Annotated in this window: 17 protein-coding genes; 5 read left to right on the plus strand and 12 right to left on the minus strand. The window is 46.4% G+C overall.

Annotation, left to right across the window (positions count from 1 at the left end):
• Window positions 1–6 precede the first annotated feature (6 nt).
• Window positions 7–627 (minus strand): PilW family protein, encoded by a 621-nt coding sequence (locus tag ICN49_RS03705; protein WP_216165930.1) that lies wholly within the window; start codon window positions 625–627, stop codon window positions 7–9.
• Complete coding sequence (locus ICN49_RS03710; RefSeq protein WP_216165932.1) at window positions 551–838, minus strand: type IV pilus modification PilV family protein; 288 nt, start codon at window positions 836–838, stop codon at window positions 551–553. Before ICN49_RS03710 ends, ICN49_RS03705 begins: the two co-directional genes overlap by 77 nt.
• Before the next feature lie 122 nt (window positions 839–960).
• Here ICN49_RS03710 and ribBA point away from each other — a divergent pair, with 122 nt between their 5' ends.
• Genes ribBA through ICN49_RS03730 form a run of 4 tightly spaced genes read left to right on the plus strand, consistent with a single transcriptional unit; the run spans window position 961 to window position 4,690 of the window.
• The gene (gene ribBA / locus ICN49_RS03715; RefSeq protein ID WP_216165934.1) at window positions 961–2,097 is read left to right on the plus strand and encodes a bifunctional 3,4-dihydroxy-2-butanone-4-phosphate synthase/GTP cyclohydrolase II; all 1,137 of its coding nucleotides are present in this window, start codon (window positions 961–963) and stop codon (window positions 2,095–2,097) included.
• A 24-nt stretch (window positions 2,098–2,121) separates the two neighbouring features.
• The gene (ribH, locus tag ICN49_RS03720) at window positions 2,122–2,652 is read left to right on the plus strand and encodes a 6,7-dimethyl-8-ribityllumazine synthase (protein WP_216165936.1); all 531 of its coding nucleotides are present in this window, start codon (window positions 2,122–2,124) and stop codon (window positions 2,650–2,652) included.
• A 17-nt stretch (window positions 2,653–2,669) separates the two neighbouring features.
• Window positions 2,670–3,176 (plus strand): transcription antitermination factor NusB, encoded by a 507-nt coding sequence (gene nusB / locus ICN49_RS03725; RefSeq protein ID WP_216165938.1) that lies wholly within the window; start codon window positions 2,670–2,672, stop codon window positions 3,174–3,176.
• 35 nt (window positions 3,177–3,211) lie between these two features.
• The gene (locus ICN49_RS03730; RefSeq protein ID WP_216165940.1) at window positions 3,212–4,690 is read left to right on the plus strand and encodes an NAD-dependent succinate-semialdehyde dehydrogenase; all 1,479 of its coding nucleotides are present in this window, start codon (window positions 3,212–3,214) and stop codon (window positions 4,688–4,690) included.
• 25 nt (window positions 4,691–4,715) lie between these two features.
• Here ICN49_RS03730 and trmB read toward each other — a convergent pair whose 3' ends face one another.
• From trmB to ICN49_RS03750, 4 genes are all read right to left on the minus strand, one after another.
• Window positions 4,716–5,537: a tRNA (guanosine(46)-N7)-methyltransferase TrmB gene (trmB, locus tag ICN49_RS03735; protein ID WP_255535386.1), complete on the minus strand. Its 822-nt coding sequence runs from the start codon at window positions 5,535–5,537 to the stop codon at window positions 4,716–4,718.
• A gap of 1 nt (window position 5,538) precedes the next feature.
• Entirely contained in the window at window positions 5,539–6,474 is a 936-nt protein-coding gene (locus tag ICN49_RS03740; RefSeq protein WP_216165944.1) for a UDP-glucuronic acid decarboxylase family protein, read from the minus strand.
• A 61-nt stretch (window positions 6,475–6,535) separates the two neighbouring features.
• The gene (locus ICN49_RS03745; protein WP_255535387.1) at window positions 6,536–7,021 is read right to left on the minus strand and encodes a DUF2721 domain-containing protein; all 486 of its coding nucleotides are present in this window, start codon (window positions 7,019–7,021) and stop codon (window positions 6,536–6,538) included.
• Window positions 7,022–7,048: 27 nt separating this feature from the next.
• On the minus strand, window positions 7,049–7,915 hold the full coding sequence (locus ICN49_RS03750; RefSeq protein WP_216165945.1) for an undecaprenyl-diphosphate phosphatase: 867 nt from the start codon (window positions 7,913–7,915) through the stop codon (window positions 7,049–7,051).
• 123 nt (window positions 7,916–8,038) lie between these two features.
• Here ICN49_RS03750 and ICN49_RS03755 point away from each other — a divergent pair, with 123 nt between their 5' ends.
• The gene (locus ICN49_RS03755; protein WP_216165947.1) at window positions 8,039–9,661 is read left to right on the plus strand and encodes a TolC family protein; all 1,623 of its coding nucleotides are present in this window, start codon (window positions 8,039–8,041) and stop codon (window positions 9,659–9,661) included.
• On the opposite strand, the gene waaC is transcribed toward ICN49_RS03755, so the two are convergent.
• Genes waaC through ICN49_RS03785 form a run of 6 tightly spaced genes read right to left on the minus strand, consistent with a single transcriptional unit; the run spans window position 9,650 to window position 15,173 of the window.
• Window positions 9,650–10,702, minus strand: coding sequence for a lipopolysaccharide heptosyltransferase I (gene waaC, locus ICN49_RS03760; RefSeq protein WP_216165949.1), 1,053 nt, complete (start codon window positions 10,700–10,702; stop codon window positions 9,650–9,652). The two genes, ICN49_RS03755 and waaC, sit on opposite strands and share 12 nt — an antisense overlap.
• Complete coding sequence (gene rfbC, locus ICN49_RS03765) at window positions 10,702–11,268, minus strand: dTDP-4-dehydrorhamnose 3,5-epimerase (protein ID WP_216165951.1); 567 nt, start codon at window positions 11,266–11,268, stop codon at window positions 10,702–10,704. Before rfbC ends, waaC begins: the two co-directional genes overlap by 1 nt.
• The gene (gene rfbA / locus ICN49_RS03770) at window positions 11,268–12,194 is read right to left on the minus strand and encodes a glucose-1-phosphate thymidylyltransferase RfbA (RefSeq protein ID WP_216165953.1); all 927 of its coding nucleotides are present in this window, start codon (window positions 12,192–12,194) and stop codon (window positions 11,268–11,270) included. The genes rfbC and rfbA overlap by 1 nt, the downstream gene beginning before the upstream one ends.
• A gap of 8 nt (window positions 12,195–12,202) precedes the next feature.
• Window positions 12,203–13,168, minus strand: coding sequence for a dTDP-4-dehydrorhamnose reductase (gene rfbD / locus ICN49_RS03775; RefSeq protein WP_216165955.1), 966 nt, complete (start codon window positions 13,166–13,168; stop codon window positions 12,203–12,205).
• A complete protein-coding gene (gene rfbB, locus ICN49_RS03780; protein WP_216165957.1) occupies window positions 13,169–14,227 on the minus strand; it encodes a dTDP-glucose 4,6-dehydratase in 1,059 nt (352 codons plus the stop codon).
• 10 nt (window positions 14,228–14,237) lie between these two features.
• Window positions 14,238–15,173, minus strand: coding sequence for a hypothetical protein (locus tag ICN49_RS03785; protein ID WP_216165959.1), 936 nt, complete (start codon window positions 15,171–15,173; stop codon window positions 14,238–14,240).
• Window positions 15,174–15,177 lie beyond the last annotated feature (4 nt).

The following is a 15,177-nucleotide window of genomic DNA, read 5'->3' on the forward strand; positions in this document are numbered from 1 at the left end:
CAATAATCAATGGAGATTCCGGCTAGCAAAAGTTCTAGTAAATTCTGAGGTAGATTTACCTAGATCCATTTGAATGGTCACCTTAAATAATTTTTGGGGACTTGGTGCCACTCCTTCAATCGCTAAGTAATGAACGCCATTCATCAAAGTAGTATTTTGTAGGCGGCCTTGTCGATCTAAGGACTGGCACATTAAAGAACCCCCATGGATTCGAGCCGCCTTCAGCACTCCAGCCTGACGTTCAAGAAAAAATCCCTGATGCGCTAAATGATTTTTAGTGCGATCTTTTGTTAGGGTATTGCCAATGCAGTCAAAATCGATTCCATCAGAGATTTCATGTTTAATAAAAATCGTGTCAGACCGATTTAACCCAACCCCCTTCTGAATTTCCAGCAATGCTTGTTTTGGGGTTTTTGACTTCTTTACATCTAAAGTTCTCACATTGATGTACCCAGCCATGCGAATGGCGCGGCCAATGAGTTCAAGCGCACGATTCGCTTGGGCGGCGGCCAGTTGAGATTGCTCAAGCTGAACCTGTTTTACCAACATTTCACCGCTGACCTTTAGTAGTGGACCGACGAGCATGAGGCAAAGCGCCATCCCTACGAGGCATTCGAGCAAGTTCACCGATACCCCCTTTTTCTAGTATTTGAATTTCATGTTGATCTAACTCCAGCCTGAGTTGTCTGCGTTCCTCTTGAGTCTTGCCATAGCGCAGCACTAAGCCTTGATACGCCTCAAAGGCAGTAATCCCAAGCCCTGCCATCAAACTCATAGCCACTAAGGCTTCGAGCAGCACAAAACCATGATCATTTGAGGAGGGCAAAAAATGGGGCATCCCACATCTTCCTATCAAGCGCCTAGGCTGAATACGCTCTATGGCAAGCTCCACTATCAGAAAGTGCGCATATTGCCCCGTCAGATCCCTACACAGAGCTCCTCAGCTTAAAATAGGGGGCTATGCCAAATAAACTTGCCCCTACCCAAGAAATCATTGCCGAGCTTCGCGCCGGCAGGATGGTGATCTTGGTTGACGAAGAAGATCGTGAAAATGAAGGCGATCTCGTCATCGCCGCCGATCACGTCAGTCCCGAGGCGATTAATTTCATGGCAAAACATGGTCGTGGTCTCATTTGCCTAACGCTGACTCGTGAACGTTGCCAGCAAATCAATTTACCCCTGATGGTGCGCGATAACGGCACCTCTATGGGCACCAATTTCACCGTCTCGATCGAAGCAGCTAGCGGGGTCACTACTGGCATTTCTGCTGCCGACCGTGCCCACACGATTTCAGTAGCGGTGGCGGCAAAAGCAAAACCCAATGACCTAGTGCAACCTGGTCACATCTTTCCACTGATGGCACAACCAGGCGGTGTACTCATTCGCTCCGGCCATACTGAGGCGGGTTGTGATTTAGCTGCGCTTGCTGGTTGCTCGCCAACTTCCGTCATTTGCGAAATCATGAAGGACGATGGCACGATGGCACGTTTGCCGGACTTGCTAGAGTTTGCAAAAGAACATCAATTAAAGATTGGCAGCATTGCTGACCTGATCCAATATCGCAGCCAACACGAAAGTATTGTGATTCGCGAAGGCGAAAGAGAGTTCGCTACTCCTTGGGGTAATTTTCAGGGAATCATCTATCGAGATACTCCCAGCTCTTGCATTCATATTGCGCTGGTTAAAGGCAAACCTTCTGAGAATCAAGAAACACTCGTTCGGGTTCATGAGCCCCTCACAGTCTTAGACTTTCTAGAGGCTAAAAGTAGCACCCACTCTTGGCCTCTCGCACAAGCCTTGCAAGAAATTGCTGCCTCTCCAGCTGGCGTGGCAGTTCTATTAAATGCTTCTGGCGTTGCCGCGCCCGGTGATGTGGATTGGTTGGCGCAATTTCAAAAGCTTAACGGCATAGACCAGCAAGCAGCAAAGCCGCTGGCTCGTAAAACGGATTTCCGCAGCTACGGCATTGGTGCGCAAATTCTGAAAGACCTTGGGGTTGGCAAAATGCGCTTATTGGCAAACCCCGCTCCTACCCCGAGTCTATCGGGATATAAATTAGAAGTGACAGGCTATCAACCTTTCACATCACCCAAGTAATCAAACCTTATCTAAAAAATAATCATGAGCGATCAAGCTAGCAACTTCAACAGTAATTCAGGCGTCGGTGTTTTAGATATTGACCTCACAGGACAAGACTTTCGGATTGGTATTGTCCAGGCCCGATTTAATGAAGCGCATTGTGTTGCGCTCAGTAATGCCTGTATTAAAGAGTTGATCGCATTAGGTGTAGCCCAAGAAGACATTCGCCTAGTAACTGTTCCTGGCGCATTGGAAATTCCCTTTGCCTTGCAAAAATTAGCCCAGACTGGTGAGTTCGATGGCTTGGTAGCACTGGGCGCCGTGATCCGTGGCGAGACCTACCACTTTGAATTAGTCTCCAACGAATCTGCTGCTGGCATTACACGTGTCTCCCTTGATGCTGGCCTACCGATTGCTAATGGTGTCCTGACCTGCGATACCGATGAACAAGCCAATGTCCGTGTTGAAGTTAAAGGTGCTGACTGCGCACGCGCAGTTATTGAGATGGCTAATCTAGCCTTGGCACTTATTCCTGATCTCGATATTGAGATCAACCCAAACTCATCACAGTAAATCCAAAGAAGAAGTTAATGACCAAAAACACCACTACTCCAAACGCCGATAAATCATCAGGCAAAAGCACCGCCCCAAAGCGAGCGCTAACGCCACGTCGTCGTGCCCGTGAGTACGCCCTTCAAGGCGTCTATCAGTGGCTAGTCATGCGTCGCGCCGGTAGTCTACCCAATGCAGCCCTGATTGCAAAGCAATTAGCGGAAGACCCGGCCTTTGCCCGCTGCAAACTCGACCTATTCCAAGGAATCTTTGAAGGCGTAGTGGAGCGTGCAGATGAGCTCGATAGCTTAATAACCCCCGCGCTAGATCGCCCAAGCAATGAACTCTCTCCTGTAGAGCACGCCGCGCTTCTGATCGGCACCTATGAGTTGGCTATCGATTTATCCGTACCCTACAAGGTGGCCATTAACGAGGCTGTAGAGCTTGCTAAAACCTTTGGTGGTACCGATGGTCATAAATACGTCAACGGTGTTCTAGACCTGCTTGCGCAGTCCCTACGTAGCGCCGAAACTCAGGCTAACTAACCCAATCCTATAAAAATCTTGATGAGACTAGCGCCATGCAAAAAATTGATATTCGCAAATTATTAAAAGACCCAAGCCTTTTTAGAGAAGAGGCATTCATCAACGGTCAATGGCTTAAGGCAGCCAGCGGTAAAACTTTCCCCGTGAACAATCCCGCCACCGAAGAAATCATCGCCGAAGTGACCAATCTCAATGCTGGCGATGCTCAATTGGCAATCGATGCGGCCGCCCAAGCTTTACCAGGATGGCGTAGCAAAACCGGCAAAGAGCGTGCCATCATCATGCGCAAGTGGTTTGATCTGATTATTCAGAACACTGCCGATCTAGCTATCTTGATGACCTTAGAGCAGGGCAAGCCCCTCGCTGAATCCACTGGCGAAATTGCTTACGGTGCCTCCTTTATTGAATGGTTTGCCGAAGAGGCCAAGCGCATCTCTGGTGATATCCCTACAAGCACTTGGGGTGATAAACGCATCATGGTTTTGAAGCAACCTATTGGAGTATGTGCCGCCATTACGCCTTGGAATTTTCCGAACGCCATGATCACTCGAAAAATTGCGCCAGCTATGGCAGCAGGCTGCACTATCGTGATTAAGCCAGCTGAGCAAACCCCGCTGTCAGCGCTTGCACTCGCTGAGCTAGCGATTCGGGCGGGCATTCCAAATGGTGTAATGAATATTCTGACGGCTGATGCTGATCACTCGATTGCCATTGGTAAAGCATTGTGTGAATCCTCTACCGTTCGCCATATTTCCTTTACAGGCTCTACAGAAGTAGGTCGTATCTTGATGGCGCAAAGCGCCCCCACCGTTAAAAAGCTAGCTCTAGAACTTGGCGGTCATGCCCCCTTCATAGTTTTTGAAGACGCAGACATTGATGCAGCAGTTGCGGGTGCCATCATTTCCAAATATCGCAACTCTGGCCAAACGTGTGTTTGCGCTAATCGTCTTTATGTTCACAAAAAAATACATGACGTCTTTGTGGAAAAATTTGCCAAGGCCGTACAAGCCATCAAAGTAGGTAATGGCCTAGAGAACGGCATTTCCCAAGGTCCATTGATTGATATACCTGCACTTGAAAAAGTGGAGAGGCATGTCGCTGATGCGCTTGCTAAAGGTGCAAAGCTGGTCATTGGTGGAAAACGCTCTGCGCAAGGCGGCAGCTTCTATGAGCCCACTATTCTGGCAAATGTCACTAATGACATGCTCATCACCTATGAAGAAACCTTTGGACCGGTAGCTCCCATCATCCCATTTGATAGCGATGAAGAAGTTCTCAAGCTAGCTAATAGCAGCCAATATGGCCTTGCATCGTATTTCTATAGTCGGGATATTGGCAGAATTTGGAAAGCTGCTGAGGCTCTGGAATACGGCATTGTCGGTGTCAATACCGGCCTCATTTCTAATGAGGTTGCCCCCTTTGGTGGCGTCAAGCAATCTGGTCTAGGTCGTGAAGGTAGCGTCTACGGAATGGATGAGTACCTGGAGTTGAAATATGTTTGCGTCGGTCTGTAAGAAAGCGTTTTCTCAGTTAGCTTTATTACTTTTTCTTGTAAACCAAATCCCAAACGCCGTGCCCTAACTTCAGGCCACGGTTTTCAAACTTAGTGAGAGGCCGGTACGCTGGCTTCTCCACATAAGCCAGATGCTCAGCATTGATCTGTTCAACGGTCGGATGGAATTCATTCGAGGCAGGCGCCTCAGCCTTCACAGCATCCGTGGCGAGGAATGTTTTAATGCCCGCTAATGTTGTAGAGGTATTTTCTAATGCCTCTTCGGCATTGAGCACCAAGAGCATTTGTTCGGCATAGTTATGCCAATCGGTTGCCAAATGCAAATAGGCGCTTGGCTTTAATCGTGACACTAACAACTTTACAAATGGTGCTTGAATCAGCCGACGCTTGTGATGACGCTTCTTATGCCAAGGATCAGCAAAGTAAATATGAATGCCATCCAAAGCATTGGGAGCAATCATCTTTTCAAGAACCTCGACGGCATCATGTCGAATGATGCGCACATTAGTGAGTCCTGCTTCACCTATTAGCTTTAATAAAGCACCGACACCTGGCGGATGAACTTCGATTCCTAAGAAATCATCTTGCTTACGTAAGTCAGCAATCCTGGCAGTAGTCTCCCCCATACCAAAACCAATCTCTAAGATTTTAGGATTAGTAGAGCCGCCAAATGCTTGCTCTAGATTGAGAAGGGTTTCTTGAAACGGAATTAAAAATTGCGGGCCAAGCACTTCGATGGCGCGCTGCTGCCCACCAGTGGTTCTGCCAGCGCGCAACACAAAAGAGCGAATACGTTCTAAGCGACGCTCACCTTGATCGCTACCATCCGCCTGATCCTCAGAAGTCAACTTAAGCCAAGACCTTCTTAAAGTAAGCAATTGTCTCTTTGAGGCCATCCTCTAGGTTAACCTTCGGCTCCCAACCAAGCTTAGCCTTAGCTAGCTCAATATTGGGTTGACGCTGCTTAGGATCATCTGCAGGCAATGGCTGATAGATGATCTTAGACTTACTACTCGAGAGCTTGAGAACCGTCTGAGCCAGCTCAAGCATGGTGAACTCACCAGGGTTGCCAATATTGACTGGGCCTGTAAAGCCTTCTTCAGAATTCATCATTCTCACCATGGCATCGATAAGATCATCGACGTAACAAAAACTACGGGTTTGCTGACCATCGCCATAAATGGTGATGTCTTTACCTTGTAGAGCCTGCACAATAAAATTACTCACTACGCGCCCATCATTTGGATGCATACGGGGACCGTAGGTATTAAAAATACGGACGACTTTGATATCTAATCCATGCTGACGGTTGTAGTCAAAGAATAACGTTTCAGCACAGCGTTTACCTTCGTCATAGCAAGAGCGGATACCAATCGGATTGACTTTTCCCCAGTACTCCTCTGGCTGGGGGTGTACTTCGGGGTCACCATAGACTTCACTAGTAGAGGCTTGTAAGATTCTGGCGCGAGTGCGTTTGGCAAGGCCGAGCATATTGATTGCGCCATGCACACTGGTCTTAGTAGTCTGCACCGGATCGTATTGATAGTGAACTGGTGAGGCTGGACAAGCTAAGTTGTAGATCTGATTGGTTTCTACGTACAGCGGAAAGGTCACATCGTGGCGCATCACTTCTAAATTAGGATTACCCATGAGGTGGGCTAAATTCTGCTTTGTGCCTGTAAAGAAGTTATCTACCACCAAAACCTCATTACCCTCTTTAAGGAGTTTCTCGGTGAGATGCGAGCCTAAAAAGCCTGCGCCGCCGGTGATGAGGATTTTGTTCATGATGTAAGCCTTGTAGTAATCAAAGTCATTCTAACTGCGTTTTAAGTGAGTTGGCGCGCAGTTAAGCTTGAGGGGTGTTCCAGCCTGCTGAGCGATATGCATACATCACTTCAGCCAAAACAATCGATAAGGAAGTCATGAAAGAAACCAGTCCTAGTACAAAGGTCCAAATCACATAACTGGTTTTTGCATAATGTGCGGCGCCCGTCTGGAAGAAAAATAACTCCAGCACAGTTAATGAAATAAACACGCCGCTTAGTACATTAAAAAAGATTGCAGCCGTGCAAAGGCGCCCTCTGGTTTTTGCTTCTTTTAATTCAATCAGCATGTGCTCCCTCACCAAGGGAGAGATCACTTGAGCCCCCGTGTAGAGCTGGTTCTGAATGGATCGCATGCGATCGACTGATCTAGCTAAACGTCCTGAAATGGCATTAATTAAAGTGGCCACTGCAGTCAATAAAAATACTGGGGCGAGTGCCAACTGAATATTATTGGTAATTGCATCGATCGATGCATCCATGGGAATGACGGCGGTAAAGAGTGACATTTTCTGCTTATCCAGTTCTAAATTTTCTTAATGCGACCAGGCTACTAAACCGGTATATGAGGTGATTAACACTAGTAAACCAAATATGATGCGATACCAAGCGAAGGGAATAAAGTTATGTCCAGCTACATAATGAATCAACCAACGCACACAAACAAAAGCCGAGATAAAGGCTGCGATAAAGCCAACTAAAATTGCCAATCCAAAACCTCCAGCATCATTGCCTGCTAAAGATGCCACAGGTGATTTCCACAACTTGAGTAGTTCATAAGCAGTTGCGCCACCAATCACGGGAATGGCCAAGAAGAATGAAAACTCAGTTGCTACGGCTCTAGGTAGCCCAAATAGCATGCCTCCAATAATGGTAGCGCCTGAACGTGAAGTGCCAGGAATCAATGCTGCACATTGAGCAAGTCCTACCTTAAAAGCATCCATTGGAGACAGATCATCAACTGTTTTTACCCGTTCTAAATAATGATCGTGCTTTAAGTTGGCTTGCCTACGCTCGGCCCAAAAAATAATGAATGCTCCGCCAATGAAAGCGAGGGCAACTGGGATGGGTGCAAATAAAACCGCTTTGATATGTTTACTAAACAGCAAACCCAAGCTCATTGCTGGGAACGAGGCAATTAGAAGGTTCAGTACAAAGCGACGTGAGCCAGCGCTAGAAAATACAGTGGAAGCTACAGACCATAATTTTTGACGGAACTCCCAGCACACAGCCAAAATAGCGCCAAACTGGATAATGACCTCGAACGCTTTGCCACGCTCATCATTGAAATCTAAGAGGTCCCCCACCAAAATAAGGTGTCCCGTACTGGAAATAGGGAGGAATTCTGTTAATCCCTCAACTACCCCCAAAATAAGCGCTTTTGCTAACAAAATAAGTTCCATAGCCCGAATTTTATAGGCTTCCGGTCCCAATGTCGGCATTTAAGCAAACAGCCGTCGTGGATCAAAGCCTTTTTCTCAAATTAGCCTTAAACTTCATGGCACATTGAAAAGTACCCGAATTAAATGACTGAAGCACGCTTTCGACTTTCTAAACAATCCATATTTGGTTTAATCCTAAGTCAGGCGCTTGGACTAAGCATTGCCGCCAATCAGGCAATGGCTCAAGCGCCGGCAGGCACTCGACCCTCATTACCGACGCCAAGCAACTCCCAAGCTTTGCTAGGGCTCGATATTCCGCCGCAAATGGTAGTGGCACCCAAACAAGCACTGCCTAGTGATGGGGCTCCCTCAAACGTCAGCCTCGGCAATGCTGGAAGTGTTAAGCCAAGCCAAATGACAGATTTAATTAATCTGTACCAAGAGGCTGCCTTTAGCGACCCCGTTTTGAATGCCGCACGTTTTAACTACCAAGCCAGCAAAGAGCTGTACTGGCAAGGTCTCTCGTTGCTACTCCCCCAAGCAAATGCTACCCCTGGTGGTACGCGCTACTACCAGCATGGAGTTGGCACAACACCAGTATCAACTACCCCTGGTAACTCGAGGGTCTTTGACCAAAAGAGTTATACGGTTACCTTGACGCAACCCGTTTTTAATATGGGAGCCCTTGAGGCTTTCAAGCAAGGTGACCTCAATACAAAGATTGCCGATATGCGCTTCTTTCTGGCGCAGCAAGATTTAATTATTCGGGTGTCACAAGCCTACTTTGATGCTCTTACTAGTCAAGATAACGTTGAACTCTATCGAAATAAGAAGGGCCTGATCAAGCAACAGCTAGAGATAGCGCAGGCTAAATTTGATGCTGGGCTTGCAACTATTGTTGATGTCAATACAGCGCAGGCTGCTTTAGATTTAGCTAACTCACAAGAGATTGCCGCACAAGCAGATTTAGTAGTCAAACGTGGCGTGCTTGAGCAATTGGTCGGCAGGCCAGTCGGGGCACTCAAACCTCTCACCAAAGAAGCCAAGATTGATGGCGTCCTAAAGGACCCCCGCTCCAAGAGCAAAGATGTCAAAGGCAATCCAATTGCGGATAGCGTCAATCCCCAATTGCCGCCTGGACAAACCTTAGATGACTGGATCAATCAAGCGGAGGCTGCAAACTTTAATGTCTTAGCGGGCCAACTCAGCGTGAGCCTGGCAGAGAGTACCTATCGGGCTTCTCAGGCTCTGAATTACCCATCCCTGAATTTGGTGGGCACTAGCGGCTATAACACCTCTAATGGCACGGCTACTAACTTTAATCCTGCAAACACCAACGTGTATAACAACACCGTTGCTTTGCAGATGACTATCCCACTGGTTTCAGGTGGATTTAATAGCTCGGTCATACGTCAAAATGCTGCGCTGGTAGATCAAGCCAAAGCAAACTATGACAATGCTCGTAGAACTGCTGCGCAGAACACGCGAACTGCATTTACGGGATTCTACGGTGGCTTAGCAAGCGTCAAAGCCTTTGAAGCAGCTGAACGCTCCTCAACATCCGCATTGGAATCGAGCAAACTCGGATTTCAGGTGGGCACCTTAATTAACCTGGATGTGTTGATTGCGCTCGATACTGTCATTACCACCCGATCACAACTTCAGCTAGCGCGTTACAGCACTATCCTCAACGCCATTAAATTAAAAGCCCATGCATCAGCACTTTCAGATGAGGATCTGATAGCAGTCAACGCTTTATTGCGATAGTAGTCTTAACGAAGCCCCGAGTACTTCATCAACAGTAGGTGGAGCTTGAATATCCCCCAAGTTAATGATTCGATTAGACCAATAGCCTTCGGTTTTCCACCGCGGTGAATCACAGTAAATCTCTACCGTTGGCTTTCCCAATACAGCCGCGAGATGCGTAAGGCCAGTATCAACCCCAATAGTTAATGTCGCACCAGCAATCATTGGAAAAGCCTCCTGAATTGAAAAGGCATCCGGCACGATCGCACCATCAATTTGACTAGCCAGTTGAGCGCTGATTTTCTTCTCAGCAGCGTTACCCCAAGGAAATACTATTTGATAACCTTTGCTCGATAAAGACTTGCCTAAAGAGATCCAATGCGCATTACTCCACCTTTTGGCTTCACGCGCAGTGGAATGAAAGCAAAGAATGTATGGCTTTTTTAATACCCCCAGATCTCTGGGTGTTTCACTAGGTCCCCGTTCATCAACATGAGTCTCTGGATAGAAGGACGCTGGGTTTTCTTGGCGATCAAGCAAAGGCCAATCTAGGGCGGAACTCATCACCCAACGCGAACGATCAATCGCATGACATTGCTTGGGTACTTGCACGCATTGGTTATAAAAAGCCCGAGCGATAGGTTCATAGCCAGAAAACTCCGTGGCATTAGCCAAGCCCGCAACTACTGCATTCGAAGATTTATGCGCTAAGGCACAAACTAAGGCGGACTTTAAAAGTCCTTGTGTCTCGATAATCACATCATAGGAAACTGCTTGAAGCTCTTTTTTGAAAGCAAAGAATTCTTTCCACGTTTGCAATTTGAAAAGGCTTTTCTTCCACCGACGCAGTCCGAAAGGAATAATGCGATCAATGCCTCGAAACCCCTCTATCGAGAGTAAGGGTTGCAACAAGTGAACGTATCCCTCCTCAACCACCCAGTCGATCTGCGCTTCCGGCAGACGTGCGCGCAAGTCCGAAACAATCGGTAAGTTATGTAGCACATCACCTAATGAAGATAACTTCACCAATAAAATTTTGGGGTATGCATCTTGAAGATCCATTAGAATTTTGGTGCCTGATCCCAAGATAAGCCTGCTAAATCTTTTGCATTCATATTGGGAGAGATGTCCTCAGGCAAAGGCCACTTGATGCCGACAGCAGGATCATTCCAAGCTAAACACGCTTCGCTTGTTGGATCGTAATAATCAGTGGTTTTATACAAAAATTCTGCCGTAGGTGTAAGCACCAAAAAACCATGTGCCAAACCTGGTGGAATCCACATCTGCTGATGATTTTCTGCGCTTAACTCGACCCCAGCCCATTTTCCATAAGTAGGCGATTGCTTGCGAATATCCACCGCTACATCAAATACCGCCCCCGCAACTACTCGGACCAGTTTGCCTTGTGTTTTCTCTGTTTGATAATGTAAACCTCTCAAAGTCCATTGACGAGAAAAAGAATGGTTGTCTTGAACAAAATCATAATCCTGCTCAATGGCACTTGCAAAATCTTGCGCGTTAAATGATTCTGTAAACCAGCCGCGCTCATCCCAAAATACTTTTGGCTCAACAACAAACATATCATGAATTTCTGTACCGGTAATCTTTAACTTTGAGCTTGATGACATTAAATTATCCTCTTTGGAGAAAGGGAAACGGGTTGTGCCGCTCCATTTAACTCCCCCAAAATCTTATTCAAATATTGCCCATAGCTATTCTTACTTAATTGAGTGGCAACCTTTTGCACGGCATCTGCTGTAATCCAACCCTGTCGATAAGCAATTTCTTCAGGACACGCCACCATTAAACCCTGACGTTTTTGCAAGGTGGCAATAAATCCTGCGGCATCCAATAAGGAGTCATGGGTGCCGGTATCCAACCAAGCAAACCCTCTTCCTAGGATTTCAACGCTCAGCTGATCTTTTTCTAAGTACGCACGATTGACATCGGTGATTTCAAGTTCGCCACGGGCACTAGGTTTAATTGAGGCGGCAATATCACACACTTGCTTGTCGTAGAAATAGAGTCCAGTAACCGCGTAATTACTACGGGGCTTCATCGGCTTTTCTTCAATTGAGACCGCTTTGTAGTTTTTATCAAACTCTACTACGCCGTAGCGCTCAGGATCGGTCACGTGATATGCGAATACCGTAGCTCCTTCTGAGCGCGCATTAGCATTGGACAAGTTCGCCACTAACTCGTGGCCATAAAAAATATTATCTCCAAGCACTAACGCGCTGGGATTATTTCCGACGAAATTTTTTCCCAAAGTAAACGCTTGGGCAAGACCATCCGGAGATGGCTGAACGCAATACTCAATATTCAAACCCCACTGGGAGCCATCACCCAACAACTCAGTAAAGCGTGGAGTATCGTGCGGTGTTGAAATGAGCAAAATATCTCGGATACCAGCCAACATTAAAGTGGTTAGGGGGTAGTAAACCATTGGCTTGTCATACACTGGCATCAACTGCTTAGAAACGGCCTGTGTAACTGGGTACAAACGGGTGCCAGACCCCCCTGCCAAAATAATACCTTTACGATTTCCCATCATGACACCCTTTAATTAAGCTGCTTTTTTACTAATTCGGAAACATAGTCTCGAACGAGTTCATTCCACACCGGGAATTTTGACACAGCACCAAGATCCTTTAGGGTCTTTTGAAGCTTTTGAGTAGACATGCGCGAATTCATCGGACGTGGGGCTGGTAAGGAGTACTCGGTAGCTGGTATTGCTTTGATATCGGCCACCTCTGTCGCTAGACTTAACCCAGATTCCCTTGCTATCTTCACTGCCTCACATGCCAAACCATGCCATGTGGTTTCACCGGCAGGGACGGCATGATAAATACCCGATGGGAAATCTCGAAGCAATATCTGTGAATCTGCAGATAGACCAAATAAAAAATCGGCACTGAGTGCCGCCAACCAATCTGCACTCGTAGGCACCCCAAATTGATCGGCAATGACTTTTAATTCGCTTCGGTCTTTTGCTAAACGCAGAATAGTTCGAATGAAGTTGCCTCCCTCTCCATATACCCAGCTGGTTCTAAAGATCGCATAGCGTGTATCAGCATTATTAGATTGAGAGAATGCATCAACAATTAAGCACTCTCCTTTGGCCTTACTCTTGCCATAAACACCTAAGGGGCGAACGGCGCGATCTTCCGAATAAAAATCTGATCCCTCACCGTCAAATACATAATCCGTTGAGTAATGCATCAGACTTGCGTTATGAGTCACTGCATATTTGGCCAAGAATTCTGGCACCACTGCATTGATAGTAAAAGCAAGATCATGTTCTTGCTCTGCTTTGTCTACCGCCGTATAAGCTGCCGCATTAATAATGAGGCTTGGCTGAAATTCATGAAGAATATTTTCGAGTGCACTTAAATCAGCAAGATTGCAGTCCTGTCGACCAATATAGCGAATGTCTACTTTGGAATGCTTATTCTGAAAAAGTCTTTGGAACTCCTTTTGAAAGGCTCTACCAAGTTGGCCATCCTTGCCAGTGACTAAAATCTTCATTTAGTGATATTGCTTTTGAAGCCAGTCACGATAAGAACCGCTAACCACACCATCAACCCACTGAGGGTTATCTAGATACCACTGGACAGTCTTACGGATACCGGTTTCAAAAGTTTCAGCAGGCCTCCAGCCCAGCTCACGCTCTATCTTGCTAGCGTCAATGGCATAGCGTCGATCATGACCGGGTCGATCCTTCACAAAGGTAATTTGATCCGCATAAGGCTTGCCATCAATACGCGGCTTTAACTGATCTAAAATGAAGCAGATGGTTTTGACCACATCCAGATTGGCTTTTTCATTCCAACCACCAATGTTGTAAGTCTCTCCCAATTTACCCTTGGCCAGTACTTCCCGAATCGCAGAACAATGATCTCCAACATATAGCCAATCTCGGACTTGCTGACCATCGCCATATATAGGCAGAGGCTTGCTATTGAGCGCATTCAATATCACTAGAGGAATTAATTTCTCTGGAAAGTGATAAGGTCCATAGTTATTAGAACAATTTGTGGTTACTACTGGGAAGCCGTAGGTATGGAACCAGGCGCGCACTAAGTGATCAGAGGCCGCCTTAGAAGCCGAATAAGGACTATTTGGCTCATAGGGATGATTTTCGGTAAAAGCAGGATCGGTTCCAGAGAGTGATCCATAAACCTCGTCGGTTGATACATGATGAAAACGGAATTGCTGTTTAGCATCACCTTCAAGCGCATTCCAATATTCCCGCGCGCACTCGAGCAGATTAAATGTACCCACAATATTGGTTTGCACAAAATCTGAAGGGCCATGAATCGAGCGATCTACGTGACTTTCAGCTGCAAAATTAATAATTGCCCGAGGCTTGTGTTCAGCAAGCAATTGCTTAACCAGATCCCGATCACCAATATCACCATGCACAAACACATGACGAGGATCATTTTCTAGAGATGCCAAGGTTGCCAAGTTTCCAGCATAGGTTAACTTATCAAGATTAATTACACCTTCGGCGCCTGGATTGGCGAGCCAATCCAAAACAAAGTTACCACCGATAAACCCAGCACCACCGGTAAGCAAAATCATCAAATTTCCTTTAAAGGGATTTCATTGAATCAAGGTATTTATTAAAGCGTTTCTTGCCGAAGACTGCATGCCCTAATCTCCTGATGATTATAAAGACCCCTCTAGGCTTTAAAGGCGGGGGAGGCTCCACGGCATCAGGATATCTTGCACAATTTATCAAAGCGCTATTAATGTAAATTCTGTAACCCTTGGCACGCAGTTCCTCATGAAAAGGAACATGATCCGCCACATCAAAACCGCCATGCTTGTCTGTACCCGCATAACGACCGGCCAGAAAGGCCGCGCGCTTGTATATCGCCAAGCCACCAAAAGCGGAGTCCACCTCAATCAAGCCAAGACCTGGATCTAATAGCGCCTGCCTCGCAGTTACGGCTAAATTTTCTGCGGGCTTATCACCAATGACGCTCTCCAGGGCATATTTATGCTGCCAGCAATCTACAGGGCACCAATCGGGATGACGTAAAGCCCAAATATCATAATATTCACCCAGTTGATTGGCAGTAATAACATCCCACGGCTCAGAGACCCCCCAGCAATTCGTAATCTTTTCAGGGGTGATAAGCCCATTCATACCATCCATATCTGCCATAGCCACATAATCAATATCTGCAAATTTTGGGTCGGTATTAACAGCCTCAATCACTAAATTCCTGCATAGCGCTATGCGATCTGTACGCCTAGGGTATTTATCGCTGAGTTTTCCTGCACTAACAAAAGAGAAATTTTTGATTTTTCCTTGTAACTCCTCCAGTTTTTTCACGGTATCATCACTAGAATCGCTCTCGACGACAAAGCAAAAAATTTCTTTGAAATTACCAAGACTCGAGACCAAGGCTTCAACTTCGTGCTGAATAATGGCGGCTACATTCCTAACTGGGCCAGCTAGTAATATCCTGGATTCTGCAATAGGTTTTCTTTGAGAATGTTTAGAACTAAATAGAGCCATATAA

The sequence above is a fragment of the Polynucleobacter finlandensis genome (assembly GCF_018881755.1).
Lineage (GTDB): Bacteria > Pseudomonadota > Gammaproteobacteria > Burkholderiales > Burkholderiaceae > Polynucleobacter > Polynucleobacter finlandensis.